General features: G+C 63.1%; 27 protein-coding genes. 14 read left to right on the forward strand and 13 right to left on the reverse strand.

Going from position 1 to position 24,542, the window contains the following annotated elements:
• Window positions 1-40: 40 nt before the first annotated feature.
• The 7 genes from JOZ06_RS06945 to JOZ06_RS06975 all read right to left on the reverse strand — a co-directional run bounded on the left by JOZ06_RS06945 (window position 41) and on the right by JOZ06_RS06975 (window position 7,223).
• On the reverse strand, window positions 41-298 hold the full coding sequence (locus JOZ06_RS06945; RefSeq protein ID WP_293230490.1) for a hypothetical protein: 258 nt from the start codon (window positions 296-298) through the stop codon (window positions 41-43).
• Window positions 299-640: 342 nt separating this feature from the next.
• Window positions 641-2,194, reverse strand: coding sequence for an apolipoprotein N-acyltransferase (gene lnt / locus JOZ06_RS06950; RefSeq protein WP_293230493.1), 1,554 nt, complete (start codon window positions 2,192-2,194; stop codon window positions 641-643).
• Complete coding sequence (locus tag JOZ06_RS06955) at window positions 2,191-3,021, reverse strand: transporter associated domain-containing protein (protein ID WP_293230495.1); 831 nt, start codon at window positions 3,019-3,021, stop codon at window positions 2,191-2,193. The genes lnt and JOZ06_RS06955 overlap by 4 nt, the downstream gene beginning before the upstream one ends.
• A 5-nt stretch (window positions 3,022-3,026) precedes the next feature.
• Window positions 3,027-3,533 carry an rRNA maturation RNase YbeY gene (ybeY, locus tag JOZ06_RS06960; RefSeq protein ID WP_293230498.1) on the reverse strand — a complete coding sequence of 169 codons (507 nt, stop codon included), beginning with the start codon at window positions 3,531-3,533 and terminating at the stop codon, window positions 3,027-3,029.
• Window positions 3,508-4,524 carry a PhoH family protein gene (locus JOZ06_RS06965; protein WP_366515167.1) on the reverse strand — a complete coding sequence of 339 codons (1,017 nt, stop codon included), beginning with the start codon at window positions 4,522-4,524 and terminating at the stop codon, window positions 3,508-3,510. The genes ybeY and JOZ06_RS06965 overlap by 26 nt, the downstream gene beginning before the upstream one ends.
• 21 nt (window positions 4,525-4,545) lie before the next feature.
• A complete protein-coding gene (miaB, locus tag JOZ06_RS06970; RefSeq protein ID WP_293230501.1) occupies window positions 4,546-5,874 on the reverse strand; it encodes a tRNA (N6-isopentenyl adenosine(37)-C2)-methylthiotransferase MiaB in 1,329 nt (442 codons plus the stop codon).
• 212 nt (window positions 5,875-6,086) lie between these two features.
• Entirely contained in the window at window positions 6,087-7,223 is a 1,137-nt protein-coding gene (locus JOZ06_RS06975; RefSeq protein ID WP_293230504.1) for a metallophosphoesterase, read from the reverse strand.
• Between the two features lie 106 nt (window positions 7,224-7,329).
• On the opposite strand from JOZ06_RS06975, the gene JOZ06_RS06980 reads away from it, so the two are divergent.
• Window positions 7,330-7,695, forward strand: a complete 366-nt coding sequence (locus tag JOZ06_RS06980) for a VOC family protein (protein ID WP_293230506.1) — start codon at window positions 7,330-7,332, stop codon at window positions 7,693-7,695.
• Window positions 7,696-7,702: 7 nt separating this feature from the next.
• Here JOZ06_RS06980 and JOZ06_RS06985 read toward each other — a convergent pair whose 3' ends face one another.
• From JOZ06_RS06985 to JOZ06_RS06995, 3 genes are all read right to left on the reverse strand, one after another.
• Complete coding sequence (locus tag JOZ06_RS06985) at window positions 7,703-8,185, reverse strand: glutathione peroxidase (protein ID WP_293230509.1); 483 nt, start codon at window positions 8,183-8,185, stop codon at window positions 7,703-7,705.
• Window positions 8,186-8,282: 97 nt separating this feature from the next.
• Window positions 8,283-9,182 carry an aldo/keto reductase gene (locus tag JOZ06_RS06990; RefSeq protein WP_293230512.1) on the reverse strand — a complete coding sequence of 300 codons (900 nt, stop codon included), beginning with the start codon at window positions 9,180-9,182 and terminating at the stop codon, window positions 8,283-8,285.
• A 48-nt stretch (window positions 9,183-9,230) separates the two neighbouring features.
• The gene (locus tag JOZ06_RS06995) at window positions 9,231-10,151 is read right to left on the reverse strand and encodes a glutaminase (RefSeq protein WP_293230514.1); all 921 of its coding nucleotides are present in this window, start codon (window positions 10,149-10,151) and stop codon (window positions 9,231-9,233) included.
• 207 nt (window positions 10,152-10,358) lie between these two features.
• Here JOZ06_RS06995 and JOZ06_RS07000 point away from each other — a divergent pair, with 207 nt between their 5' ends.
• From JOZ06_RS07000 to ccoG, 8 genes are all read left to right on the forward strand, one after another.
• Window positions 10,359-11,369 (forward strand): fatty acid desaturase, encoded by a 1,011-nt coding sequence (locus JOZ06_RS07000; protein WP_293230516.1) that lies wholly within the window; start codon window positions 10,359-10,361, stop codon window positions 11,367-11,369.
• 66 nt (window positions 11,370-11,435) lie between these two features.
• Window positions 11,436-12,359 carry an ABC transporter substrate-binding protein gene (locus tag JOZ06_RS07005; RefSeq protein ID WP_293230519.1) on the forward strand — a complete coding sequence of 308 codons (924 nt, stop codon included), beginning with the start codon at window positions 11,436-11,438 and terminating at the stop codon, window positions 12,357-12,359.
• Between the two features lie 7 nt (window positions 12,360-12,366).
• Complete coding sequence (locus JOZ06_RS07010; protein ID WP_293230521.1) at window positions 12,367-13,509, forward strand: ABC transporter permease; 1,143 nt, start codon at window positions 12,367-12,369, stop codon at window positions 13,507-13,509.
• Window positions 13,502-14,437, forward strand: coding sequence for an ABC transporter ATP-binding protein (locus JOZ06_RS07015; protein ID WP_293230524.1), 936 nt, complete (start codon window positions 13,502-13,504; stop codon window positions 14,435-14,437). The genes JOZ06_RS07010 and JOZ06_RS07015 overlap by 8 nt, the downstream gene beginning before the upstream one ends.
• Window positions 14,434-15,207 (forward strand): ABC transporter permease, encoded by a 774-nt coding sequence (locus JOZ06_RS07020; RefSeq protein WP_293230527.1) that lies wholly within the window; start codon window positions 14,434-14,436, stop codon window positions 15,205-15,207. Before JOZ06_RS07015 ends, JOZ06_RS07020 begins: the two co-directional genes overlap by 4 nt.
• A 1-nt stretch (window position 15,208) precedes the next feature.
• Window positions 15,209-16,012, forward strand: a complete 804-nt coding sequence (locus JOZ06_RS07025) for a PhnD/SsuA/transferrin family substrate-binding protein (RefSeq protein ID WP_293230530.1) — start codon at window positions 15,209-15,211, stop codon at window positions 16,010-16,012.
• 32 nt (window positions 16,013-16,044) lie between these two features.
• Window positions 16,045-16,455, forward strand: coding sequence for a nuclear transport factor 2 family protein (locus JOZ06_RS07030; RefSeq protein WP_293230532.1), 411 nt, complete (start codon window positions 16,045-16,047; stop codon window positions 16,453-16,455).
• A gap of 104 nt (window positions 16,456-16,559) precedes the next feature.
• Entirely contained in the window at window positions 16,560-17,903 is a 1,344-nt protein-coding gene (ccoG, locus tag JOZ06_RS07035; RefSeq protein WP_293230534.1) for a cytochrome c oxidase accessory protein CcoG, read from the forward strand.
• On the opposite strand, the gene JOZ06_RS07040 is transcribed toward ccoG, so the two are convergent.
• Window positions 17,872-19,224, reverse strand: coding sequence for a PLP-dependent aminotransferase family protein (locus JOZ06_RS07040; protein ID WP_293230537.1), 1,353 nt, complete (start codon window positions 19,222-19,224; stop codon window positions 17,872-17,874). The two genes, ccoG and JOZ06_RS07040, sit on opposite strands and share 32 nt — an antisense overlap.
• Before the next feature lie 126 nt (window positions 19,225-19,350).
• Here JOZ06_RS07040 and JOZ06_RS07045 point away from each other — a divergent pair, with 126 nt between their 5' ends.
• From JOZ06_RS07045 to JOZ06_RS07055, 3 genes are all read left to right on the forward strand, one after another.
• On the forward strand, window positions 19,351-19,596 hold the full coding sequence (locus JOZ06_RS07045; RefSeq protein ID WP_293230540.1) for a type II toxin-antitoxin system prevent-host-death family antitoxin: 246 nt from the start codon (window positions 19,351-19,353) through the stop codon (window positions 19,594-19,596).
• A complete protein-coding gene (locus JOZ06_RS07050) occupies window positions 19,593-19,979 on the forward strand; it encodes a type II toxin-antitoxin system VapC family toxin (RefSeq protein ID WP_293230542.1) in 387 nt (128 codons plus the stop codon). The genes JOZ06_RS07045 and JOZ06_RS07050 overlap by 4 nt, the downstream gene beginning before the upstream one ends.
• Window positions 19,980-20,178: 199 nt before the next feature.
• Window positions 20,179-20,577, forward strand: a complete 399-nt coding sequence (locus tag JOZ06_RS07055; protein ID WP_293230544.1) for a DUF488 family protein — start codon at window positions 20,179-20,181, stop codon at window positions 20,575-20,577.
• On the opposite strand, the gene JOZ06_RS07060 is transcribed toward JOZ06_RS07055, so the two are convergent.
• Window positions 20,574-21,812: an NADH:flavin oxidoreductase/NADH oxidase family protein gene (locus JOZ06_RS07060; protein ID WP_293230547.1), complete on the reverse strand. Its 1,239-nt coding sequence runs from the start codon at window positions 21,810-21,812 to the stop codon at window positions 20,574-20,576. The genes JOZ06_RS07055 and JOZ06_RS07060 overlap by 4 nt on opposite strands.
• Before the next feature lie 72 nt (window positions 21,813-21,884).
• On the opposite strand from JOZ06_RS07060, the gene JOZ06_RS07065 reads away from it, so the two are divergent.
• Window positions 21,885-22,379 carry a MerR family transcriptional regulator gene (locus tag JOZ06_RS07065; RefSeq protein WP_293230550.1) on the forward strand — a complete coding sequence of 165 codons (495 nt, stop codon included), beginning with the start codon at window positions 21,885-21,887 and terminating at the stop codon, window positions 22,377-22,379.
• A 3-nt stretch (window positions 22,380-22,382) separates the two neighbouring features.
• Here JOZ06_RS07065 and JOZ06_RS07070 read toward each other — a convergent pair whose 3' ends face one another.
• Window positions 22,383-23,318 (reverse strand): PfkB family carbohydrate kinase, encoded by a 936-nt coding sequence (locus JOZ06_RS07070; RefSeq protein ID WP_293230553.1) that lies wholly within the window; start codon window positions 23,316-23,318, stop codon window positions 22,383-22,385.
• Window positions 23,319-23,506: 188 nt separating this feature from the next.
• Between JOZ06_RS07070 and JOZ06_RS07075 the strand changes: the two genes are divergently transcribed.
• Window positions 23,507-24,508, forward strand: coding sequence for a BMP family ABC transporter substrate-binding protein (locus JOZ06_RS07075; protein ID WP_293230556.1), 1,002 nt, complete (start codon window positions 23,507-23,509; stop codon window positions 24,506-24,508).
• Window positions 24,509-24,542: the final 34 nt, after the last annotated feature.

The following is a 24,542-nucleotide window of genomic DNA, read 5'->3' on the forward strand; positions in this document are numbered from 1 at the left end:
GGTTCGGGGAGCGTTCGCTCCCCGCCTCCAGGTTAGGGTGTTAATCGGCGGTCAACACCAAGCATCCCGCCACCTCGCGCAGGCGCGCGGCGTTTTTCAGGTATAACCACGACGACTGGGCATCGACCGGCATCGACGCCCAACTCAAGCGGCTATCGAAAATCAGCCGGCGCACGTCGGGGTTGGGGAGGGTTTGCCGTGGTTCGCACAAGACCGAAATCAGTGTCAGTAACTGCTGCTGACGCAGACGGCGGTTTGTCGGGGTGGAAGGAAGTGCATTAACATCGCAGATAGCCATCTGACTCTCCGGTAAAGAGTTGGTTGGTTAGCGGCTCTGGGGCGCTGATAACACCCCGGGGCCGCGCCTTTGGCAATGATCCGCCCAAAGCCCCACCAGATTAGTTTGCTCAACGGAAAACGGCAATTGGGCAGCTTGTCCGTAAATTCTGAAAGTTAAAATGCAAGGCGGGAGTAAAAGCAAAACCTTTAAAGGCGGGAGTAGAAGCAAAACCTTAACGGCGGGAGTAAAAGCCGGGACGTTGTTGCCACTCCCGCTTTCAAGGTGTTGCCGTTACTCCCGCAGTGGCGGTTCGCGCAAGCGCAACGGCGGGAGTAAACGCCGGCTTCCACTCCCGCCTGATCAGAGGTGATCGCGGTAACGCCGCCGGCCATCCGGCATGCTGCGGTGTCTTCTGGCGAGCGGCGCGACGAGCATCAGCACCGCGGCCAGCAGTACCGGCCAATTGCCGTGGCGCATGTAGGGCGTCATGCCGCTGCGGCCCTCGGCGAATCCCATCAGTACCTGGCGCGTGAACGGCGCCGCGATCGCGTCGACCGCGCCGTCCGGGCGGATGATCGCCGTCATGCCGGTATTGGTCGCGCGCAGCATGAAGCGTCCGGTTTCCAGCGCGCGCGCCTGCGCCAACTGTAGGTGCTGGCTGGCGGCGTTGCTTCTGCCGAACCAGGCCAGGTTGCTGACGTTGGCGAGCAGGGTGGCGTGGGCTGCCGGGCCGATCAACTCTTCGCCGAAACTATCCTCGTAGCAGACGTTGAAGGCGACCAGCTGGCCCGCGAGCGCCAGCGGCGCCTGATTTTCTCCGCCGCGGCTGAAGCCGGACATCGGCATGTTCATCCACTGATACAGCCAGCCGGTGATCCAGGGCAGCGGCACGAATTCGCCAAACGGCACCAAATGGTCCTTGGCATAGTAGGGCAGACCCGGCGTGGTCAGCGCGACCACCGCGTTGAGATAGCCGTTCGGATCCTTGTCGCTCCTGCGCGGAACGCCCACCGCCACGGCCATGCCATTGTGGTTGGCCAGACTTTGCAGGATCTGTACATAGTTCGGCGGCAGCTCATTGAACAGCGCGGGCAGCGCGGTTTCCGGCAAGATCATCAAATCGGCGCGGGTATCGGCTACTTGGCGGCCATAGAGCTGCAGCGTGGATTCGAAGCTGATCGGATCCCATTTCAGCGACTGCGGCACGTTGCCCTGCGCCAGCGCGACGGAAATCGGCTTGCCCACCGGCGTGGTCCAGGCGATCGGCTTGAGCGCCAGACCGCCGCACCAGACGAGCAGCATGCCGGCGCCCAGGCTCAAGCGCCACCACTTGCCGGTCAATAGCATCAGTTGCAGCGCGCCGGCGAAGAGCGCCACCAATAGCGTCACCAGCAAAATACCGCCGACAGGCGCGTACCCTGCCAGCGCGCTTTCGGTGATCTGCGAATAACCGACTTGTCCCCAGGGAAAGCCGGACAATATCCAACTGCGCAGCCACTCGGTCAGCGTCCAGGCGGCCGGGAACAGCAACAGCCAGCGCATCCAGGGGGGAGTGTCGCAACGGTCGCCGACGCGCACCGTCATCCAGGCGGCCAGACCGGGATAAAGGGCCAGATAGGCCGGAAGCAGCACGGTCAGCGGGCCGGCGAGCCACGTGGGCATGCCGGCGATGTCATGCAGCGAGACGAAAATCCAGTTGAAGTTGCACAGGTAAGACGACACGCCCCAGGCATAGCCGAGCCAGAAGGCCTGCCGGCCGCCGCGCGACAGGGTATGGGCCAGGATCGCCAACGACAGCGGCATGACCCAGTAAATGCGATAAGGCGCGAAGCCCAGGACGGTGATGACGCCGGCCAATGTGGCCAGAATCAGCAACAGCGCCAGACGCATGGCGTGAGATCGTTCGGGGGTCACTGTGAGAGTTTTTCTACCAGAAGGGTTTGCAGGCGCCGGCTGTCGGCCTTGATGACGGTGAAGCGCATGCCGTCCGATTCCTGGCTGTCGCCGCGTTTGGGGACGTGGCCGAACATCTCCAGCACCAGGCCGCCGATGGTGTCGACGTCGTCGCTGGCGAAGCGCGTGCCGAAAAAGTCGTTGAAGACGTCGATTTCCGTCAGCGCGCTGACGCGGAAGCGTTGGCCGCGCACCGGCACGATCTGTTCCTCGGTGTCCGGGAAGTCGGTTTCGTCCTCGATGTCGCCGACGATCTGCTCGATGACGTCTTCGATGGTGACGAGTCCGGCCACGCCGCCGTATTCGTCCACCACGACCGCCAAGTGATTGCGCGTGCTGCGGAATTCTTTCAACAGCACGTTCAGCGGTTTGGACTCGGGCACGAACACCACCGGGCGCAGCACTTTGGCCAAGTCGAATGTCTCGGGGTTGTGAAAGTAGCGCAGCAAATCCTTGGCCAGCAAGATGCCGATCACGTCGTCCCGGTCCTCGCCGGTGACCGGAAAGCGCGAATGGCCGCTGTCGATCACCATCGGCAAGAAGCGCTCGATCGGATCCGCCTGCCGGATCACATTCATCTGGCTGCGTTGAATCATCACGTCGCCGACGGTCAGCTCGCCGACCGCCAGCACCCCTTCGATCATGCCGAGCGCGTCGGCGTCGAGCAGGTTGCGCGCATAGGCGGCGTGGAGCTGCTCGACCAGTTCTTCGCGGTCCTCTGGTTCGTGTTGAAACAAATCCGATAGCCGTTCAAGCCAATTGGGGCGGGGTTTACTGGGGTCTTCCATGATGTTTAGGCGTGCTCCTCGCCGTAGGGGTCTGGGTATCCTAGCCGCTTCACGATGACGGTTTCAAGCGCCTCCATGGCCTCGGCCTCGGCGTCCTCGATGTGATCGAACCCTTGCAGATGCAACATGCTGTGCACCACCATGTGCGCGCAGTGCGCCGCCAGCGTTTTGCCCTGTTCGCGCGCCTCGCGCTCGATGACCGGCGCTGTCAGCACGATATCGCCGAAGAGCGGCATGCCCGGCAGCGGATCATCGCCCTCGTTGAGCGCGAAGGTCAAGACATTGGTCGCGTAATCCTTGCCGCGGTAATCGCGGTTGAGCGTGCGCCCTTCGGCTTCGTCCACCACGCGCAAGCCGATCTCGGCCGTATCGACACCGGCTTGCAAGGCGGCCGCGGCCCAGCGCGTCAGCGTTTCGGCATCGGGCCAGCCGGCCGGCGCGACGACATATTCCACGTTCAGGTCGAGCCGCGCGGGCCGGGCCTTTCTAGTTCTTTGCTTGGCGATCTTCATGCTGCCCTTGCCATTGTTCGTAGGCGTCGACGATCTTCTGCACCAGCGGATGGCGCACCACGTCGTCGCTCTGGAAATGTTGAAAATGAATGCCGCGGATCGTGCCCAAGATGCGCTCCACTTCGATCAGTCCGCTTTTCTGGTGGCGGGCCAGGTCGATCTGGGTGACGTCGCCGGTGATGACCGCGCGCGAGCCGAAGCCGATGCGGGTCAGGAACATCTTCATTTGTTCCGGCGTGGTGTTCTGCGCTTCGTCGAGAATGATGAAACTGTTGTTGAGCGTACGCCCGCGCATGTAGGCCAGCGGCGCGATCTCGATCAGTCCCTTCTCGAACAGCCGGGTCACCTTGTCGAATCCCATCAAGTCGTAGAGCGCGTCATAGAGCGGGCGCAGATACGGGTCGACCTTCTGCGCCAGGTCCCCGGGTAGAAAACCCAGTTTCTCCCCCGCCTCGACCGCCGGGCGTACCAGAATCAGGCGCTTGACCTGATCGCGCTCCATGGCGTCGACCGCGCAGGCGACCGCCAGGTAAGTCTTGCCGGTGCCGGCCGGGCCGATGCCGAAGGTGATGTCGTGCGCCAGGATGGCCTTGATGTAGTCGGCCTGGCGCGGCGTGCGGCCGCGCAGTTCTCCGCGGCGCGTATGCAGCAGCGGGCGCTCCTCATGCTCGGCGTGCGGCATCTGGCGCCGGATCTCGACCAGGCAAAGCTGCACGTCCTCGATATCGAGCGGCACCTTTTCCGCCTGCAGATAAAGCTCGGCTAGCGCTTGCGACGCCACGCGCGCGAGCTCGCCCTGGATCTTGAACTGCTCGCCGCGACGCTGGATGCTGACGTCCAGCGCGGTTTCGATCTGTTTCAGGTTTTCATCCAGCGGCCCGCACAAGTTGGCCAGCCGCTGGTTGTCGATGGGGTTGAAACTAAGGGGTTCGCTGAGCAAGTTGGATTGTTCTCCGTGGGTGCCGATGGCCATCGCTGCCGCGGCCTTCATCCTATCGTAGTCGGTCGGCGCTTAGTCGGCGATCACCGCTTCGCCCAACAGCGAATGGGGGTTGGCCTCGACGATGCGCACGTCGACCATCTGATTGATCAACCGTGGGTGGCCGGGGAAATTGACGACACGATTGTTGGCCGAGCGCGCCGCCAGTTGGCCTGGTTCGCGTTTGCTCTGTCCTTCGACCAGCACGCGTTCCACTTGGCCGACCATCGATTGGTTGATGCTGTAGTTCTTGGCCTCGAGCAGCTCGTTGAGCGCCGTGAGCCGGCGCACCTTGTCCTCATGCGGCGTGTCGTCCGTCAGGTTGGCCGCCGGCGTGCCGGGGCGCGCGCTGTAGATGAACACGTAGCTCAAATCGAATTCGAGATCTCGCACCAGCTTGAGGGTGGCCTCAAAATCGGCATCGGTTTCGCCGGGGAAGCCGACAATGAAGTCCGACGACAGGCAGAGATCGGGGCGCGCGGCGCGCAGCTTGCGGATGATCGACTTGTATTCCAGCGCCGTATAGCCCCGCTTCATCGCCATCAGTACCCGGTCCGAGCCGCTTTGTACCGGTAAATGCAGGTGCGACACCAGTTTGGGCAGCGTGCGATAGCAGTCGATCAGGCGGTCGGTGAATTCGCGCGGATGGCTGGTGGTGAAGCGCAGGCGTTCGATGCCGGGAATTTCGTGCACGTACTCCAGCAGCATGGCGAAGTCTGCGATGCCGCCATCGGCCATGGCGCCGCGGTAGGCGTTGACGTTCTGCCCCAAGAGCGTGACTTCCTTGACGCCCTGCTGCGTGAGGCCGGCCACTTCGGTCAGCACGTCCTCGAACGGCCGCGACACCTCTTCGCCGCGGGTATACGGCACCACACAGTACGAGCAGTACTTCGAGCAGCCTTCCATGATCGATACGAACGCCGCGCCGCCCGTGACCTTGGCCGGCGGCAGGTGATCGAATTTCTCGATTTCCGGAAAGGAAATGTCCACTTGGGCGTTGCCGGTTTGGCGGCGCGAGGCGATCAGGGCCGGGAGCCGGTGCAGCGTCTGCGGTCCGAACACCATGTCGACATAAGGCGCGCGCTTGATGATCTGCTCGCCCTCCTGCGAGGCGACGCAGCCGCCGACGCCGATCAACAGGTCGGGCTTTAGCGCTTTGAGCTGGCGTACGCGCCCGAGGTCGGAGAAGACCTTTTCCTGGGCCTTTTCACGCACCGAGCAGGTATTGAATAAAATGACGTCGGCATCTTCTGGCGAGTCGGTCTTGACCATGCCTTCCATGCTGCCGAGCACGTCGAGCATTTTGTCCGAGTCGTACTCGTTCATCTGGCAGCCAAAGGTTTTGATAAATACTTTCTTCATTGCAATCGGTAGCGCCTGTGGTGTCGGCTAGCCGCGCGCCCGATGCAAAAAGCCCGTTGAACCGGCTCAACGGGCGGAGGATCCTCGCGGTCCAAGGGCGTGCGCCTTTCCGGCGGATACGTATTCAAACCGCTGATTATACGGCTAAAACCGGAAAATTCGCCAGTAGTTCCCTAGGGGGGACGGCCGCCGCGCTTAGGAATGAGGGGATATCAGCCGCGTCGCAAGCGTAGCAAAGTGATTTCCGACGGCGCGAAAAGGCGCACTGGCGGTCCCCAATATCCTGTGCCGCGGCTGGTGTAAATCTGCAGCCGGCCAATGCGGTGCAATCCCGAGACGAAGGGCTGCTGCAGCGGAACCAGCCAGTTCCATGGCGCGAATTGTCCGCCGTGGGTATGCCCAGACACTTGCAGGTCAAAGCCGGCCGCCGCCGCGGCCGTGGCGCTCCTTGGCTGGTGCGCGAGCAGGATGCGCGCCGCGGCCTCGGCCGGCGCGCCTGACAGCGCGGCACGCGGATCGCTGGGCGCGCCCCCCTCGAAATGGCTGGCCGAATAGTCGGTCACGCCGGCCAGCACCAGGCTGGCCGTGCCCCGGCGCAATACCACATGGCTATTTTCCAACACCGTCAGCCCCTGTTGCCGAAAGACGTTGATCCACTCGCGTGCCCCGGCGTAATACTCGTGATTTCCTGTGACCAGATACACGCCCTCGCGTCCCGTCAGATCGGCGAGAGGACGGACATGCGCCGCCAACTGGCGCACGCTGCCGTCCACCACATCGCCGGTGATGACGACCACATCGGCGTCCAGCGCATTGGTGGCGCGCACGATGCGCGCGAGATAGCCGCGCTTGATGGTGGGACCGACGTGAATGTCGCTGAGTTGGGCGAGGGTGAATCCCTCCAGCTCGGGCGGCAAGTCCGCGAGCGCGACGTCGACCCGGCGCACGGCCGCCGTGCGCCGTGCGTTGTAGATACCGATGACGAGCAGTAGCGGCGCGAGCACGGCGACACCCTGCGCCGTCAGTTTTGACAACAGCACGAGCCGTGACGGCATGAACAGCCAAAGGAGCGCCAGCAGCGCGTCGCGCGCCACCGTCAGACTCAGCGTCAACGAGAAGAGCCCTAGCCAGCACAGCCCGATCCAGGAAAGCGCGTCAACCTGCCGCGACGGCTTGAGCGCGCGAAGCAGCAGCGATGATGGCGTCGCCAGCGCCGACACAAGCAGGGCGAGCACCACGGCTGGCGGGGCGCCGAGTCCATCCGGCGCGGCCAGCAGCCGCCAGCCGATATAGAGATGCAGCGACAGTGACAGCGAAAAAATAATCAGCAGCACACGGCGGGGCGGCATTGTGACCTCGGTCATTAATAATGTTGGCGGGATCGACTATAAACGTCTTACGACATTTTCAACATCCAACCGGCGAGCCTACTTGGCGCCGCACGAGGAATTTCCTATGGCCATGCCTTCTCACGTCGTGTTGTACGTCGACAATCCGGGAGCCAGCGCGGATTTTTATTCGGCCGTGCTGGAGGAGATGCCGGTCAGCGCCAGCGCGTCGTTCGTGCTGTTCGAGCAAGACGAGGGGTTGCGGCTGGGGTTGTGGTCGCGCGAGTGCGTCGAGCCGGCCGCCACGATCGCCGGCGGCGGCGCCGAGCTGGTGGTGGTGGTCGAGGATGAGGACGCCGTCGACCGCCGTTACGAGGCGTTGTCGCAGCGGGGGCTGTGCATCATTCAACCGCCGCAGGATATGGAGTATGGCCGCAGCTTCGTATTGCTCGATCCCGACGGTCACCGCGTGCGGCTGATGATGCCGTTCTGATCGAGATCTAAAGCAGCGCTTCGATGCGCGCCGCCAGCGCCGACGGTTTGGTCATGGGCGCGAAACGCGCCACCACGCGCCCCTCGCGGTCGATCAGGAATTTGGTGAAGTTCCAATGAATGCGCCCCAGGCCGAATAGGCCGGGTTGGGCGCGTTTCAACGCCCGCCAGAGCGGGTGGGCGTGCGCGCCGTTAACCTCGATCCGTTCGGCCATTGGGAAATCGACGCCATAGTTCTTCTGGCAAAAGGCGCCGATCTCGTCATGGCTGCCGGGGTCCTGGTGGCCGAACTGGTTGCAGGGGAAACCCAGCACCACCAGCCCGCGTTCGCGATAGCGTTGGTACAGCGCCTGCAAGCCGGCGAACTGCGGCGTGAAGCCGCATCGGCTGGCGGTATTCACCACCAGCACCACCTTGCCGCGCAGCGACGGCAGATCGATCGGCTGGCCATCCAGGCCCTGTACCTCGTATTGAAACAAATCTTGGCGCATGGCGGGGTCCCCATTCGGTATGGCGATCATGCTGCCACGCGCGCGCCTGTTGCGCAATGAGAATCATTTGCGCTGAAGTCTCGGGCGGTTAGGGTCCTTAGGGCACCTCATGGCCGCAAGCGGCCTCCAAAATGGCGTACCACTGCTGGCGCTCCAGCGTCACGGCGGCTGCGGCCACGGCGTCGCGCACCACCTCGATGCGGCTGCTGCCGGTCAGCGGCAGCGGTCGGCAGGGCAGCTGCATGATCCAGGCGTAAACCAGCGTCGCCGGCGAGACGCTCAGTTCGGCCGCAATCATGGCCAGGCGATCCTGAACGGCTTGGGCGCCCGCATCGCCGGCAAACAAGAGCCCGCCTCCCAGCGCCGACCAGATCATCGGCGCCACGCCGTGATGCTGCAGGCAGTCGAACTGGCCATCGGTCAGCGGCGACAGATGCAGCGGCGAAAACTCGACTTGATTGGTCACCAGCGGGATGCGGCTGTTCAGCGCCTCGAACTGCGCTGGCGTGAAGTTGGACACGCCGAAATGGCGTACTTTGCCATCGGCGCGCAGCCGTTCGAAGGCGCCCGCCATCGCGTCGTAATCCATCAACGGGTCCGGGCGGTGAATCAGCAGCAGGTCGAGCGTGTCCACCTGCAGTTCGGCGAGCGTGCGCTCGGTCGAGGTGACGATATGCGCCGCGCTGGTGTCGTAATGCTTGATGCGGTGTTCTGGCCGGTGGGGGGAAAGGAGCTTGATGCCGCACTTGCTGACGAGCTGGATCTGGCGCTTGAGCTCGGGGGCATGGGCCAGCGCGGCGCCGAACAGCTGTTGGCATTGGTAGCTGCCGTAAATGTCGGCATGGTCGAATGTGGTGACGCCCAAGGCGATGCACTGTTCGATGAAGCGGACGCGCTCGGCGAGCGGCAGGTTCCAATCGGCCAGACGCCACATGCCGGCGACGATGCGGGAAAAAGTCGGTCCATCCTGACGAAGGGTAATGCGGGGGCAATCCATGGCATCTCCAAAATAGAGGGGTATGAGCGTCGGGTGTTTGAGGGGCGGCTAGAAGATCGAGTTGCCGGCCAGCGTGGTAAAACGCTCCAGCGCCATGCCGCCGGCGAGCGAGTTGCCGTTGACATCGAGACCGGGCGACCAGACGCAAATGGCCAGTTCGCCCGGCACGATGGCGACGATGCCGCCGCCGACGCCGCTCTTGGCCGGCAGACCGACCCGGTAGGCAAAATCCCCTGCCGCGTCGTAGGTACCGCACGTCAACAGTACGGCGCACATGCGTTTGGCCTCGCTGGCGGTCAGCAGGTGCTCGCCGCTTTGCGGCACGACGCCGCGGTTGGCCAGAAACAGCGCCGCCGTCGCCAGCTCGCGGCAGCTCATGGCAATGGCGCATTGGTGGAAGTAGCTGTCCAGCACGACCTCCACCGGCGATTGAATGCGGCCGAAGCTTTTCATGAAATGCGCCATCGCCGCGTTGCGGTGGCCGGTGGCGGCTTCGGACGCGGCGACTTCGTGATCGAAGTTGAGGTCGACCTGGCCGCTCAAGCGGCGCAGAAAATGCAAGATGGCCAAATGCGCGTTGACCGAGTGGCGGCATAACACGTCGGTGACGGTCAAGGCGCCCGCATTGATGAACGGATTGCGCGGTTTGCCTGACTCGTTTTCCAGCTGGACGAGCGAATTGAACGGGTTGCCGGACGGCTCGCGTCCGACCCGTTCCCACAGCCCGTCGCCCAGCTGGCGGAACGCCAGCGTCAGGGCAAACAGTTTGGAAATACTCTGAATGGAAAAACGCTGATCGGCCGCGCCCACCGAGAAATAACGGCCATCGAGGGTGACCACGCACATGCCGAATTGCGCCAGCGGGACCTTGGCGAGCGAGGGAATGTAGTCGGCGACGCGGCCCTGCCGAGTCAGCGGCTCGACCTCCTCGGCAATGGCGTTCAGGATCGCTTGGTAATCAACCTGCATGTGTTTTCACGCTTTGGGCAATCGAAGTTGCTTAAGCGTAGCGCAGTTGCACGGGGGCGTCTTTGATCTGGGTGGGGCGGGGAGGCAAGTGCGTGGTTGAAGTGATTCTATATTTTCATAAGTTATAATAAATAAATTCATAATTCTTTTTTGTTTCGTTTTGGCTGCGTTAGTCTGGCCCCATCCATCTGAATCAGGAGCCGGGCCATGACCGTTGCCGTATCCCCCCGTCTTGCCACGCCGGGCGCGCGCTGGCTCGATGCCGAACAGCGCGAGCGCGTGCGTCAATGGCAGCGGTCATGGTGGTGGCGCTGGTCGTTGCCCACCTGGGGCGTCATCGCGCTGATCTATGGCGGCTGGGCGGTCACCGTGCATTATTGGCGCGTGTTGCCCGCATGGTTCGCTTGGCCGTTGTTGATCGGTCTGACTGCCTGGCATCTATCGCTGCAGCACGAGCTGATCCATGGTCATCCGACACGTTGGCCATGGATCAATCATCTGCTGGGGATTGCGCCGTTGGCGGTGTTCTACCCGTTCGCGGTCTACCGCGACAGCCATCTGCAACATCACCTCGACGAGATGCTGACCTGGCCCGGCGCCGATCCGGAATCGTATTACGTGGCGCAGTCCGATTGGGGCCGCTTGCCGTCTTGGCGCCGGCGGCTGATCGCCGTGCGTCAGACGAGCCTTGGCCGATTGCTGATCGGACCGGCATGCAGCGTGGCAGCCATGCTGGCCGCCCAGCCGGCATGGCTTGCGCGTCGCGGCGGCGCAGGCGTGACGGCGTGGGCTTTGCACGTCGCCCTGTTGTTGCTTATGCTTAAGCAACTGTCATTACAAGGCTTGGCCCCTGGCGTCTACCTGCTGGGCGTGGCGTATCCGGCGCTGAGTCTGACCATGGTGCGCTCTTTGCTCGAACATCGTCATGCCGATGCCGTGCCGGCACGTTCCGTGCTGAACGAGGCCGCGTGGCCGTGGCGCTTGTTGTTTCTCAATTTGAACTACCACCTCGTGCATCACGACCTTCCCGGTGTTCCCTGGTTTGGGCTGGCGCGCGTCTATTTCGACCGGCGCGCCGACTATCGGCGCCGAAATCAGGATTTTTGCCTGACGGGTTATGGCGACCTGTTGTGGCGCCACGTACGGCGGCCCGTGTTGGATGCGCGGCATCCCGAAGCCGAACATGCGGCAGCAATGATTATGTGCGATTTCAAATGACAAATTAATTTTGATTACGTACAATATCAAGTGCCGGTCATTTACCTCCCTTGCAAAGGACTCTTTATGACGATTCTGCAACGCTTCCTCCCTCGCCGTTTGCTGTTGGCGCTGCTCCTGGCCGGCTCGGCGGCCCATGCCGCAGACAGTGTCACCGTCGGTTCCAAGATCGACACCGAGGGGGCGCTACTCGGCAACCTCATTCTCAAGGTGTTGCAAGCGCACGGCGTCAATACCGTCAACAAGCTGCAGATCGGCAACACCAAGGTGGTGCGTGCCGCTATCACCGCCGGACAGATCGATATCTACCCGGAGTACACCGGTAATGGCGCCTTCTTCTTCAACGCCGAGAAAGATCCGGCGTGGAAAAATGCCCGCGCCGGCTACGACAAGGTCAAGGCGCTCGATTGGCAGGCCAACCGTATCGTCTGGCTCGATCCGTCGCCGGCCAACAATACCTGGGCCATCGCCGTGCGCAAGGATCTGGCGCAAAGCCAGCAGCTGAAAACGCTCACCGATCTTGGCCGGTATCTGCAGCGGGGCGGCCGATTCAAGCTGGCCGCCTCGGCCGAGTTCATCGAGCGGCCGGACGCGCTGCCCGCCTTCCAGCAGGCCTACGGTTTTACCCTCAAACAAGACCAGCTGCTGTCATTGGCCGGCGGCGATACCGCCGTGACCATCAAGGCGGCGGCGGAGAACACCTCGGGCGTGAACGCCGCGATGGCGTACGGCACGGACGGCCCCGTGGCCGCCTTGGGGCTTGTGGTGCTGGAGGACGTCAAGGGCGTGCAGCCGATCTACGCGCCGACGCCGATCGTCCGTGGCGAGGTGCTCTCGCGGCTGCCGCATATTCGCGACTGGCTGCGTCCGGTGTTCCAATCGCTGACTGGGCCGACCTTGCAAGCGTTGAATGCCAAGATCGCCTTGGATGGACAAGACGCCGGCCGTGTGGCAGCGGACTATCTGAAAAGCCGCGGGTTCGTGAAATGAGCTTGCGATGACCTGGCGCGCGCCGGTGCCGGGGGCGTTGGCCCTCGGCACGTTGATTTCGCTGTGGAGCCTGCCGTTTGTCCGCTTTGCGCCCAACCGGTTGCTAACCGGCGATGGCCTGGCCTGGTGGCGGGCGCCGCTTGGGCTAGGGCATTGGGCGGCATTGTTGCCGTGTGGGCTGCTGTTGCTGGCATGGCGGGCACAAAGCCGCGCCACGCGTGTGGTCGGCTTGCCGGCCGCCGCGCTGTGGCTGGTCGCGCTGCCTTGGCTCGCCGGCATGGCGGCCCGGCAGATGGCGCCGGAAGTCGATGGCTTGGCTCGGGTATCGCTCGGCGCCGGTTTCTGGCTGTCTTGGGGATTGATGGCGCTGCTGCTGGGCGAGCTGTTGCGCGAAGCCGCGTGGCCGGTATGGCGCCGCGTGCTGTTGTGGGTCGGCGTTTTGCTGGCGCTGCTGGCGGAATTGTCGGGTGGCGCGCTCGACCATCTGTCCTTGTTGCGCGAGTACGCCAATCACCAGGATGCGTTTAATCTGGCCTTTGGCCAGCATGTGCAATTAGTCGCGCTCTCGGTCGCGCCGGCCGCGCTGTTGGGCGCCTCGCTTGGTCTGTTGGCGGCCCGGCGCAGCCGGGTGCAGGGGGCGTTGTTTGCCGTGCTCAACCTGATTCAGACGCTGCCGTCGATCGCCTTGTTCGGTTTGTTGGTGGCGCCGCTGGCTTGGCTCGGCGAACACGTGCCGGGGCTTGGCATCGCCGGCATCGGTATGGCGCCGGGGATATTGGCGCTGACGCTGTACTCGCTGCTGCCGATGACGCGCGGCACGCTGGCCGGTTTGCAGCAGGTGCCGGCCGCCGCCGTTGACGCGGCGCGCGGCATGGGCATGGGGTCGTGGCAGATCCTCTGGCAGGTCGAGCTGCCGCTGGCGTTGCCGGTGTTTCTGACCGGGCTGCGCATTACAGCGGTACAAGCGGTCGGGTTGGCCGAGGTGGCGGCGCTGATCGGCGCCGGCGGTTTCGGCGCCATCATGTTCCAGGGGCTGCTCGGCAGCGCGATCGATCTGGTGCTCCTCGGCGTGATCCCGGTCGTGGCGTTGGCGATCGCCGTCGATCTGTTGTTCAAGCTCATCATTGCGGGAGTGGCACGCCATGATTGAAATGACGCAAGTCAGCAAGACTTTTGGCGGCGCGCGGCCGGCGGTCGACGACCTGTCGCTCTCTATTGCCGCCGGAGAATTCGTGGTGTTGATCGGCTCTTCCGGCTCGGGCAAGTCCACGCTGTTGCGCATGATCAATCGGTTGGTCGAGCCCGATCGCGGCGAGATCCTGGTCAATGGCGTCGACATCCGCCGCCAGCGGCCGGAGGACCTGCGACGGCGCATGGGGTATGCGATCCAATCGATCGGCCTGTTTCCGCATTGGACCGTGGCGCAGAACATTGGCACGGTGCCGCGGTTGCTGAAATGGACCAAGGCGCGCATCGACGCGCGCGTCGACGAGTTGCTGGCGCTCTTGCACCTGGACCCCGCCGAATTTCGCCACCGTTATCCGCACCAGTTGTCCGGCGGGCAGCAGCAGCGCGTCGGCGTGGCGCGCGCTTTGGCCGCCGACCCGGACGTGCTGCTGATGGACGAGCCGTTCGGCGCGCTCGACCCGGTCACCCGGGGCGCCTTGCAAGAGGAGCTGCTGCGGATTCACGCGCTGTCGGGCAAGACGGTGGTGCTCGTGACGCACGATATCGACGAGGCGCTGCAACTGGGCAGCCACATCGTACTGATGAATCAAGGACGCATCGTGCAGCAGGGACGGCCGCTCGATTTGTTGCGTCGCCCGGCCAACGCCTTTGTGCACGATTTTGTCGGCCGCACCGAAATCGGCCTGCGGCTGTTGGCGCTCGACCGTGTTGCCGGACGCTTGCGTCCGAATGAGGCGGCGGTGGGCGAGCCGATTTCCGCCGATCTCTCGCTGCGCGAAGCGCTGTCGACGTTCGTCGCCCGCCGCGTCGATCGCTTGCCGGTGGTCGACGACCAAGGCCGCCCGGCGGGGGCGCTGTTCTTCAGCGATCTGCTGGAGCGCCAGCTGTGAGCCGGGTGCAAAGCGCGCTGGCACTGAGCCTCTTGGCGTTGATCGTCCTGACCGGGTGGCTGCCGCATGCCGGGCCGGCGTTCGCGCTGCTGTTTCCCGACCGTGACCGGCTGATCTACCGCCAGGATGACTTCGCCGATCTGATTCTGGCGCATCTGGCGATTGTCGGTGCTTCCAGCCTGCTCGCGGCGCTCTTGGGCAGCGGGGTGGCGCTGGCGGCCACGCGCCGCTGGGGGCTGGCGTTCCGTCCTCTGTTGGAAACCCTGCTGGCGGTGAGCCAAGCGCTGCCGCCGGTTGCCGTCCTGGCGGTCGCCACGCCGCTGATCGGCTTCGGCCCGCTGCCGGCGTTGATCGCGCTGTTTCTGTACGGCCTGCTGCCGATTGCCCAAGGCATGCTGGCCGGGCTCGACTCGGTGCCGGAGGGGGCGCGCGAGGTGGCGCGCGGTCTGGGCATGACGCCGGCCCAGACCTTGTGGCAGGTCGAGCTGCCGCTGGCGGCGCCGGTGGTGCTGGCGGGGTTGCGCACTTCGGTCACCATCAATATCGGCACCGCCGCGCTGGCGTCCACGGTGGGCGTCAAAACCCTTGGACTGCCGATCATCATCGGGCTGTCCGGCTTCAATACGCCGTACGTGCTGCAAGGGGCGGTGTTGGTTGGTCTGCTGGCGCTGACCGTCGACCTGGCCTTCGCCGCGCTGTCCGAGCCGCTGGGACGTTGGCGCGCGCCGCAGCCGTCGCCGGGCGAGCCGACCTTGGCGGGGGCCGACTAACATGCGCCGTCCCGCTTCCTGGCCGATGTACCCGGCCGCGCCCGCTTGGGCGCAACGCGCCTGGTGGCGTTTTCTGGCCGAGACGTGGCGGCGAGCCGGCGTCTTCTCCTGTCTCTTGCCGCCTACGCCCACCGGCGATCTGCATCGCCATTGGCGCCATCCCTCACTGTGGCTGAGCCAGACCTGCGGTTATCCGCTGGTGACCGAGCTCAACGATAAAGTGCAGGTGGTCGGCACGCTGTGCTATGACGCCCCGGGCTGCCAGGGGATCGATTACCGCAGCTGGCTCCTGGTGCGGCGTGACGATCCCGCGCGCGCGCTGGCCGATCTGCGCGGCCGGGTCGCGACGTATAACGATGAACGCTCGCAATCGGGTTATCACAGTCTGCGCGCCGCTGTGGCGCCGCTGGCGGATGCCGGCCGGTTTTTCGCGGCGAGCTTCGCCAGCGGCTCGCACTGGCGCTCGTCACTGGCCGTACTCGCCGGACGGGCCGACGTCGCTGCGGTCGATTGCGTCAGTTACGTCCTGCTGGCGCGTCGTCATCCCCGGGTGTTTCAACAGCTGCGCGCCATAGGCCTGACGCCGGCCGCCCCTGGGCTGCCGTTGATCACCGGCCGAGCCACCTCCGCCGAGGAGCTTGCGCTCTTGCGCGCGTCGCTGCGTCAAGCGCTGGCGGCGCCGTCCTTGGTGCCGGCGCGGCGCGCGCTGCACATCGCCGGTTTCCGCATTACCAGCTTCGCCGACTACCAGCGTTGCCTGACGCTCGATCAACAAGCGCGCGCAGTCGGCATGACAGTGCTATAAATGAAAACGTCGCTTTTTTTGGGAGTAACGCCATGATCACTCAGGCCGCTGCCCTCAATTTGGTTCGCGATTTCTGGCGCCGTATGGCCAGCAATGACTTTTCCACGGTGGCGCCGCTGTTGTCCACCGGCTTCGTGTTGGAGTGGCCGCAATCGAACGAGCGCATCCGCGGCGCCGAGCGGTTCGTCAGCATGAATCAGGACTATCCGGCGCATGGCCCGTGGCGCTTCACGCTCAACCGGCTGATTGGCGACGAACACGAAGTCGTCAGCGATGTCAGCATTACCGACGGCGTGCAGCATGCGCGCGCCATTTCGTTCTTCACCATCGAAGACAGCCTGATTGCGCGGTTGGTCGAGTTTTGGCCCGAGCCCTATCCTGCGCCGGGCAACCGCGCCCACCTGAGCGAACCGCTCGACGCCGGCGCCACCCACGGGCCATGAACGTTCATTGAGCGCTGTGTCCGTCATTTGACGCGAACTGTGGCTGTTTGCCGCCGGCGGGGACGCTTACCCTCGGAGACGTGTTTCTTCTCAGGCGCTCTCCGATGGCCACGCCCCTGCAATTCCAATCGATCAAACTCTATCCGCGGCTGACGCGCGGCCGGTTCAATGCTTGGCGCGTCGGCTTCGTGCTGCTCACGCAGGCGATTTTTTTCCTGACCCCCTGGCTTGATTGGAACGGCCGCCAAGCGGTGCGCTTCGATTTTTCCAGCATGCGCGGTTACCTTTTTGGTCTGACACTGCTGCCCGCCGACTTGATCTACTTGGCGGGCACGCTGATCCTGTGCGCGCTCGGGCTGTTTCTTTGGACGGCGCTAGCCGGGCGGCTGTGGTGCGGGTTCTCCTGCCCACAGACGGTTTACAGCCAGATCATGCTGTGGATCGAACGCGGCATTGAAGGGCCGCCCAATGCCCGCCGCCGGTTGGATGCCGCGCCGTGGACGTTGGCGAAACTTTGCCGCAAGGGACTGACGCAAGCGGTGATGATCTTCTTTGCCGTCGCGACGGGCTGGACCTTGGTCGGTTATTTCTCGCCCATGCGCGACCTGGCGTCGCGCCTCGTTTCTGGCGAGACGGGGTCGTGGGAGATGTTGTTCGCGCTTGGCTACGCCGGCTTCACTTGGCTGCTGGCCGGCCATTTGCGCGAAAGCGTGTGCAAGCACATGTGCCCGTACGCCCGTTTTCAAAGTGCGATGTTCGACGGCGATACGTTGCTGGTCAGCTACGATGCGCGCCGGGGCGAACCGCGCGGCAGCCTGAGGAGCCTGGCCGCCGGCGCCTGCGTCGATTGCGGTCTGTGCGTGCAGGTCTGTCCGACCGGCATCGACATCCGCCAGGGCTTGCAATACGAATGCATCGGTTGCGCCGCCTGCATCGACGCCTGCGACCAGGTCATGGATAAGATTGGCGAACCGCGCGGGTTGATTCAGCTCGCGCGCCTGGCTCCCACCACACCCACGAGCGCGCGCCGCTGGTGGCGCCGGCCGCGCGTGTTGGTCTATGGCGGATTGATGAGTATGTTGGTGGTGGCGATGTGTGTGGGCTTGATGCTGCGCGAACCGTTCCGGGTCGATGTGTTGCGCGACCGCGCGGTCATGGCGCGCGAAACGCCCGATGGCTTGATCGAAAACGTCTATACCCTGCGCATTCAAAATACCTTGCCGCAGACGCGCCGGTACGCGCTGACGGTACAAGGCGATGGCGTGGTGCGCGTCGCCCGTCGCCAGCCGCTGGTGGCGCCTGGCGACGGCAGCGCCAGCATCGAACTCGCGGTTGCCGCCGATCCGGCAGTGCTGGCGAGCGGCAGCCACCCGCTGACCTTCGAACTGGTCGATCTGAGCGAGCCGCGCTACCGCGTCAGCGAAGTGGGGCGGCTGCTGATGCCTTGACCGCGCTGGATGACAGCGCGCGCAGCAGCCAGTCGAAGGCGTCTGCCTGCTGCGCCGGGTCGTAATAACTGGCGTTGAGCCGCAGCGCGTGCCGCCCGGCCTCGCCGGGCTGACACCAGTATCCCGGCGCCAATTGCATGCCGTGCCGCTGTGCCTCGGCGGCCAGTGACGACGTATCGACCGGCAGATCATACAGCCAAACGAAATAGCCGCCTTGCGCTGGCGTGACATGCTGTCCGGGCAGACCGGCAGCGAGCAAACTTTCCAGCGCCCGCACCTTGACCGCCAGCCGCGTGGTCAACGCTTCCAGCAATGGCTGCTGGCGGCCCTGCGCCAAGAGCTCGGCCAGCGCCATCTGGTTAGGCAGCGGCGAGGCCAGCGTTTGCGCCAGTTTCAGTCGGCGGCATCGGTCTGCGTAGCGTCCCGGCAGCAGCCAGCCTAGCCGGTAGCCGGGCGTCAAGGTCTTGGAGAAGGTGGCGCAGAGCAGAACACGGCCGGCGCGGTCGGCCGCCTTGAGCGGCAGCAGCGTCTTGCCGTCGAAGCCGAGCCAGCGATAGGCGTCGTCCTCGATGATTGCGACGTCGTAGCGCTCGGCCTGCGCCAAGATCGCCTGGCGCGCGGCGGGTCCGAGCGCCTGGCCATGCGGGTGGCCATAGGCGCTCATCAGCGCGATGGCTTGAATCTGTCCGTCCGCCAGCGCCGTCTCGATCTCGCCCCATGCCGGCAGGCCGTCCGCTTGCAGCGTGAACGGCCACACGCGCACGCCTTGCTCGGCCAGCCGCGACAGCAAACCGGGAAACGCCGGCAGCAGCACCGCCACACCCGGCGCGGCGCGGCCCTGGGTCACCGCCGAAATCGCCAACGATAGCGCTTCCATCCCGCCGCAGGTGACCAGCACCTCGTCGGCGTGCGCTTCCCAGCCCTCGTCGTGCGCGAGCCGCGCGATTTGGCGCCGCAGCGCCGGCAGACCCGCCAGCGCAGGCTCCGCCAATACTTGCTGGTAATGGCGCATGGCGTGGAAGAAGGCATGGGTCAGCGCGCGGGTGTCGAGCAGCTGCGGGTTGATGAAAGGCGCGCCAAGCGGCGCCGCCAGCGCGTCGCTGCTCCCGGTGGCGCCAGGCGCCACCACATAGCCGCTGCGCGGCCGCGCTTCGATGTACCCCAGCCGCTCCAGCTCCTCATACGCGCGGCGCGCGGTATTCATACTGATGGCGAAACGCTGCTGGCTATGGCGCAGCGATGGGATCGCCTCGCCCGCCAGGTAGTCGCCATGTTCGATGCTGTGGATCAGATGCTGTACCAGCGCGCCGTATTTGCTCACGGGGTGTCCTTTTAAACCAGACGGCATTATGCGTGGCGTTTGGTCTGCTGTCATTGATTCGTCATGGATTGCCCCGTCGTGTCTTTTAAACTAAACTAAGTGAACTTAGTCTATTTGGGGGTGGCCATGCAAACAGTCAATATCCACGAAGCGAAAACGCAGCTCTCTCGGCTCGTCGAACAAGCCGCCAGGGGCGAGCCGTTCATTATCGCCAAAGCCGGCAAGCCGTTGGTGAAGGTGATCCCGCTGGATGCGCCTGTGGGGCGCGAAATGAGGCGCTTGGGGTTTCTCATGGGAGAGATTGCCGTGCCAGACGATTTCGACCGGATGGGCAGCGATGAAATCGCGCAGCTCTTCGGAGGTGAAGTGTGAAGTTGCTGTTGGATACGCATTTACTGCTATGGGCCGCTGGCGAGCCGGGGCGTTTATCGCCGGCTGCACGACAACTGCTGGCAGACTCGGAGAACGAGCTCCTGTTTAGCGCCGCCAGTGTGTGGGAGGTTGCCATCAAACGCGGCCTGGGACGGTCTGATTTTCGCGTCGAACCGCACCTGTTGAGACGCGGGCTGCTGGACAACGGTTATGGCGAGTTGGCGATCACCAGCGAGCATGCGCTTGCCGTGGATGGGCTGCCTGCTATCCACAAAGATCCGTTCGATCGCATCTTGGTCGCCCAATCGTTGGTGGAGGGCATTACGCTGCTGACGGCAGACCCCCTGGTTGCGCAGTATCCGGGTCCCATCCGGCAGGTTTAATATCGCGTTTTAACGCAAGGGACCTTCTGAACAAGTTATTTACCGCTGCGGCGGCCCCTGGCGGGATGGGATGCGCGGCGCGGGGCGCAGTGGATGGTCATTCCATCCACCAGCCGCGCAACAAAGCAGACTGACCGCCAGGCGCCGCCCCGAACACAGTGGCAAATAACTTGTTCAGAGGGTCCCTAGGGAGGGGAACATGGCGCTACGAATCGTCAGACTGGGCAGTCCGCGCGCCGCGAATGAGGGGCTGCGCATCGGCACGGTGCGCCGGCCGCCGCGCGGCGTGCCGAAGACGGAGTTTGCCAAGCGCGACTTCTACGACGTCTGGCTGCCGCAGCTGTCGCCCAGCCTGCCGTTGATGAAGGCGGCCCAGGCCGCGCAGAAAAGTGGCGACGAACGCGATTGGCAGGCGTTCGTGCGCCAGTTCCGCAAAGAGCTGGCGACGCCGGACGCCGCGCACGCGCTCGACCTGCTCTCGGCGCTGTCGCAGCAGACCGATCTGGCGATCGGCTGCTACTGCGAGGATGAGGCGCATTGCCATCGCTCGGTGTTGCGCGCCTTGCTGTCCGAGCGCGGCGCCAAGATCGTGGGTTAGGCGCGGGCGCTTCGCTCGGCCATCCAGCGGCGATAGCGCCGCGTCTGGCAGGCGTTGGCCAATTGCTGCGTCAGCAGCGCGACGAGCGGGGAAACCCTCGTGTCCGTTGCACGTCCTTCGCTGAGCCGCTTGAGCTGGAATTTGACCACCGCCATATGGGCCAGCGAGCCCAGCACCTTGTTGCTCCAGCGGATGGGACGCAATGCCGGCGCCGTATCCCGGCCCGCCTGCCACTGGCGCGGCAGATGCGGGTCGATCGACAGCGCCGTGGCGATGCCGGCCATGGCAATGCCGCTGTCGATCACCTGCGCGGCCACGGCGCGGCGGCGTATGCCGCCGGTGACCATCAAAGGCATCTTCGCCACTGTGGCGATATCGCGGGCGAACTCCAAAAAATAGGCCTCGCGGGCGAGTGTCCTGCCATCCCGTGCTTGTCCCTGCATGGCTGGTACTTCGTAACTGCCGCCCGAGAGTTCCACCAAGTCGACTTGCAGCGGATTGAGCATCTCGACCACGCGTTTGGCCTCGTCTGGGCTGAAGCCGCCGCGCTGAAAGTCGGCCGAGTTCAATTTGACCGCCACTGCGAACTGCGGCGATACCGCCGCGCGCACTGCACGCACGATATCGAGCAACAGCCGCGCGCGGTTGTCGATGCTGCCGCCCCAGTGGTCTTGGCGCTGGTTGCTGACCGGCGATAGGAACTGGCTCAACAGATAGCCGTGCGCCGCATGTATCTGCACACCGTTGAAACCGCTTTGCTCCGCCAGCCGCGCGCTCTGCACGAAGCGCTGCTGCACCTCGGCGATGTCCGCCGCCGTCATCTCCCTGGGTACGGGAAACTGTTTCGACAGCGCGCCGAGATCCAGCGGCACGGCGGAGGGCGCCAAGGTGGCCTGGCCGAGCGCGGCGGGGGTCTGCCGTCCCGGATGGTTGATCTGCATCCATACCTGCGCGCCGCCTGCTCGCGCGATTTGCGCCCAGCGCTGAAAACGGGGGAGATGCGCGTCATCTTCCAGTACCACGCCATTCGGTCCGGTCATCGCGCGACGATCGACCATGACGTTGCCGGTCAGTATCAGCCCGGCCCGGCCATCGGCCCAGGCCTGGTATAGCCGCAGGAGCGCCGCGGACGGCGCATGGTCGGCGTCCGCCATGTTCTCTTCCATCGCGGCTTTTGCCAGACGATTCGGGATGACCGCGCCATTGGGTAGGGTCAGCGGGGTAAACAGTTGCATCGGCGTATCCTCGTTGACGATGGCTAACCATAACTTTAAAGTTAACTTTAATGTCAAGCATTGGAAGCACGGATGAAGATCGGCGAATTGGCACGGTTGAGCGGCGTGACCGCCTCCCGTATCCGCTTTTACGAGGCAAGCGGCTTGCTGACACCCGCGGAGCGTCAAGCCAACGGCTATCGCGTGTATGGCCCTGAAACCTTGACCCGGTTGGAAATCATCGACCGCGCACAGGCCGCGGGGTTTTCGTTGGATGAGATCCGCGCGGTGTTGCCGCCCAATCTGGATCAATGGCCGCGTGCGGCGTTGCTGCAGGCCCTGCAAGACAAGGTTGACGAGATCGACGCGCTGGAGCGGCGCTTGGCCCAGAATAAGTATCACTTGCTCACGTTGATCGGCGAGATTGCCAAAAAGCCGGAAGGCGAGGACTGCCAAGGCGCGGCCAAACGCCTGCTTGAGCAATTGTGGGCGGACGGGGCCGGGGATGGTCGGGGCGATACGGTGGAGAGGCACGCAGGGTCATCGGCACAACAGGCTTGTTACAACCCGGACAGCCATCTTTCTTAAAAACTACATTCGCAATTCCTCGGCAACGCGAGGCGACAATTCGGGGTGGACGTTCATGTCGGTCATGAGCGTTAAGGCAGCGCAGGCTTTTGCGAAGCGGGCAACCTCGGGCCAAGGTAGCTCTTTTAGCCAGCCATAAACAAACCCAGCCAATAGGGCATCACCCGCGCCGGTCACATTGATCACGTTGACGGTTGGCGCATCCATCCAATGCGCCTCCATCCCGTTGCTGTAATAAAAGCCGTAGCTGCCAAGGCTTAGTACGACCTGATTCACGCCCGCACGGTGAAACCAGTTGGCGACGTCCGGCGCTTGATCGCGCGATGCCAGCGGCAAGCCGGAAAGTTTGCTGGCTTCCAGTCGATTGGGCTTGAGGGTATGGATGCGGGCAAGCCAGGGATCCAAGCGTGGGCAATAATGCGCGCCAACCGTGTCGACAAAGATCGGCTGGTCGCCATGGTGAGTGAGGAGCCAAGCCAGCGTTTCCCGGCTGAGCGTGGTGTTGATGACAATTGCCGCCGCGTTGTGCAGCAGTTCCGTATACCTTTCCAACCACTGCGGGGTAATGAGATTCGTGATGGCAATGTTGCCAACGGTGCAGCAGTTTTCACCGCTGCAATCATTCACGATCAGATAGCAACCGGTTGCTTGTCCCTCGCAGATCCGCGTGGCACTCAAATCAACCCCAGCCTTTTGCGTCACCGCTGCGAGGTCGCGCCCATTCGCATCGTCTCCTAGCGCAGAAATCAGATAGGTTTTACACCCCAGCAGCGCCAAGCTCTCGGCGATATTGCGTGGACCACCTCCGGGTTTGTAAATAACGGCAGGGCAGGGGTGAGGGCCGTTGGTACGCATGGATATGGATGATGTGGCGGAAATATCCATATTTGCATCGCCAATTATCACCGCATAACGTAAATCTGATTTTTCGGCGTGCATGCCACCCTCCATTCAAAAATATAAGTCAATTGTGATAATAGTGATTGAAATTAATTGTGTGACGACATTTAGTCAAGATGGCGTGGCATGGCTAAATGGTCGTTAATGCAATATTGATGTGCGGTCAAGGTTTAAAATTTTGACAAGATATGGAGTTATATCCGTTGCTAACTTGATGGTGAGCGAAAATGAAGAATATATTTTTATGCTTATTTTGTTGTTTGATGTTTCCACATTGGCTATTCGCTCGTGATTTTAAACCGGCTCTAGTTATTCAGGGATTAAAGCACGATCAAAGCTTCAATGAACAAGCCTTGGTTGGCGCGGAGCGCTTCAAAAAGGAATTCGGCGTACCTTACCTTGAAGCTCAAGCGATGAATGATGCCCAAAACCTTCAGGCGCTTCGCTCGGTCTCTCGTCGCGGCGCGACAATCGTTGTCGCGGTTGGCAACACGCACGCGCCATGGATAGCGCGTGTAGCAAAAGAGTTTCCCAAGGTGAGGTATGTGCTGATTGATGCGACCGCTAAAGGCAGTGCGCCGAATCTGAGAAGTATTTTATTCCGTGAGCAGGAGGCTGCTTTTCTTGCCGGGATCGCCGCAACGCTCAAAAGCCAATCCGGCAAGATTGGCTTCATTGGCGGACAAGAAATTCCACCTGTGATGGCATGGGGCTGCGGTTATATACAAGGTGCCCGCTATGCCAAGAACAGCGTGCAAGTCATTCAGAATATGGTTGCCAATACAGCGGTAGGTTTTAGGGATCCCGCTAGAGGGGCGGAAATTGCACGTAGCCAATTTGACCGAGGCGTGGATGTTGTTTTTGCTGCAGCCAATTTGACGACAACGGGTGTATTGCGTCAGGCGTATGATTCAAAAAAACTCGCCATCGGGGTGGACAGTAATCAAAATGGCTTGTTTCCAGGTTATGTGCTGACTTCTTTACTAAAAAGAGTAGATGGCGTTATTTATGATGTATGGAAGGCGGAGATGATGCATGAACCTTGGGTGGCCGGTGTTGCAACATTCGGCTTAAAAGAAAATGCCCTTGATTTGGCCATCGATAAGCACAATAGCGTCGTCTTTGATTTGCCTTTACAAAAACGCATCCAGCAAGCGCGTGAAAAGATTATTGCCGGCACAATCAAGGTCGTTGATTATCGAGAAAACTATGCGTGCCCGGTAAAATAGCCGCACATTGACGTTGGCGAGTCAGGACAGGGAG

This window comes from Paludibacterium sp. (assembly GCF_019232825.1).
Classification (GTDB): domain Bacteria; phylum Pseudomonadota; class Gammaproteobacteria; order Burkholderiales; family Chromobacteriaceae; genus Paludibacterium.

Coding starts and splice junctions, on each gene's coding strand:
- JOZ06_RS06945 (WP_293230490.1), bottom strand. CDS start 298: ATGGCTATCTGCGATGTTAATGCACTTCCTTCCACCCCGACAAACCGC.
- JOZ06_RS06955 (WP_293230495.1), bottom strand. CDS start 3,021: ATGGAAGACCCCAGTAAACCCCGCCCCAATTGGCTTGAACGGCTATCG.
- ybeY (WP_293230498.1), bottom strand. CDS start 3,533: ATGAAGATCGCCAAGCAAAGAACTAGAAAGGCCCGGCCCGCGCGGCTC.
- JOZ06_RS06965 (WP_366515167.1), bottom strand. CDS start 4,524: ATGAAGGCCGCGGCAGCGATGGCCATCGGCACCCACGGAGAACAATCC.
- miaB (WP_293230501.1), bottom strand. CDS start 5,874: ATGAAGAAAGTATTTATCAAAACCTTTGGCTGCCAGATGAACGAGTAC.
- JOZ06_RS06975 (WP_293230504.1), bottom strand. CDS start 7,223: ATGCCGCCCCGCCGTGTGCTGCTGATTATTTTTTCGCTGTCACTGTCG.
- JOZ06_RS06980 (WP_293230506.1), top strand. CDS start 7,330: ATGGCCATGCCTTCTCACGTCGTGTTGTACGTCGACAATCCGGGAGCC.
- JOZ06_RS06985 (WP_293230509.1), bottom strand. CDS start 8,185: ATGCGCCAAGATTTGTTTCAATACGAGGTACAGGGCCTGGATGGCCAG.
- JOZ06_RS06990 (WP_293230512.1), bottom strand. CDS start 9,182: ATGGATTGCCCCCGCATTACCCTTCGTCAGGATGGACCGACTTTTTCC.
- JOZ06_RS06995 (WP_293230514.1), bottom strand. CDS start 10,151: ATGCAGGTTGATTACCAAGCGATCCTGAACGCCATTGCCGAGGAGGTC.
- JOZ06_RS07000 (WP_293230516.1), top strand. CDS start 10,359: ATGACCGTTGCCGTATCCCCCCGTCTTGCCACGCCGGGCGCGCGCTGG.
- JOZ06_RS07005 (WP_293230519.1), top strand. CDS start 11,436: ATGACGATTCTGCAACGCTTCCTCCCTCGCCGTTTGCTGTTGGCGCTG.
- JOZ06_RS07010 (WP_293230521.1), top strand. CDS start 12,367: ATGACCTGGCGCGCGCCGGTGCCGGGGGCGTTGGCCCTCGGCACGTTG.
- JOZ06_RS07015 (WP_293230524.1), top strand. CDS start 13,502: ATGATTGAAATGACGCAAGTCAGCAAGACTTTTGGCGGCGCGCGGCCG.
- JOZ06_RS07025 (WP_293230530.1), top strand. CDS start 15,209: ATGCGCCGTCCCGCTTCCTGGCCGATGTACCCGGCCGCGCCCGCTTGG.
- JOZ06_RS07030 (WP_293230532.1), top strand. CDS start 16,045: ATGATCACTCAGGCCGCTGCCCTCAATTTGGTTCGCGATTTCTGGCGC.
- ccoG (WP_293230534.1), top strand. CDS start 16,560: ATGGCCACGCCCCTGCAATTCCAATCGATCAAACTCTATCCGCGGCTG.
- JOZ06_RS07045 (WP_293230540.1), top strand. CDS start 19,351: ATGCAAACAGTCAATATCCACGAAGCGAAAACGCAGCTCTCTCGGCTC.
- JOZ06_RS07055 (WP_293230544.1), top strand. CDS start 20,179: ATGGCGCTACGAATCGTCAGACTGGGCAGTCCGCGCGCCGCGAATGAG.
- JOZ06_RS07060 (WP_293230547.1), bottom strand. CDS start 21,812: ATGCAACTGTTTACCCCGCTGACCCTACCCAATGGCGCGGTCATCCCG.
- JOZ06_RS07065 (WP_293230550.1), top strand. CDS start 21,885: ATGAAGATCGGCGAATTGGCACGGTTGAGCGGCGTGACCGCCTCCCGT.
- JOZ06_RS07070 (WP_293230553.1), bottom strand. CDS start 23,318: ATGCACGCCGAAAAATCAGATTTACGTTATGCGGTGATAATTGGCGAT.
- JOZ06_RS07075 (WP_293230556.1), top strand. CDS start 23,507: ATGAAGAATATATTTTTATGCTTATTTTGTTGTTTGATGTTTCCACAT.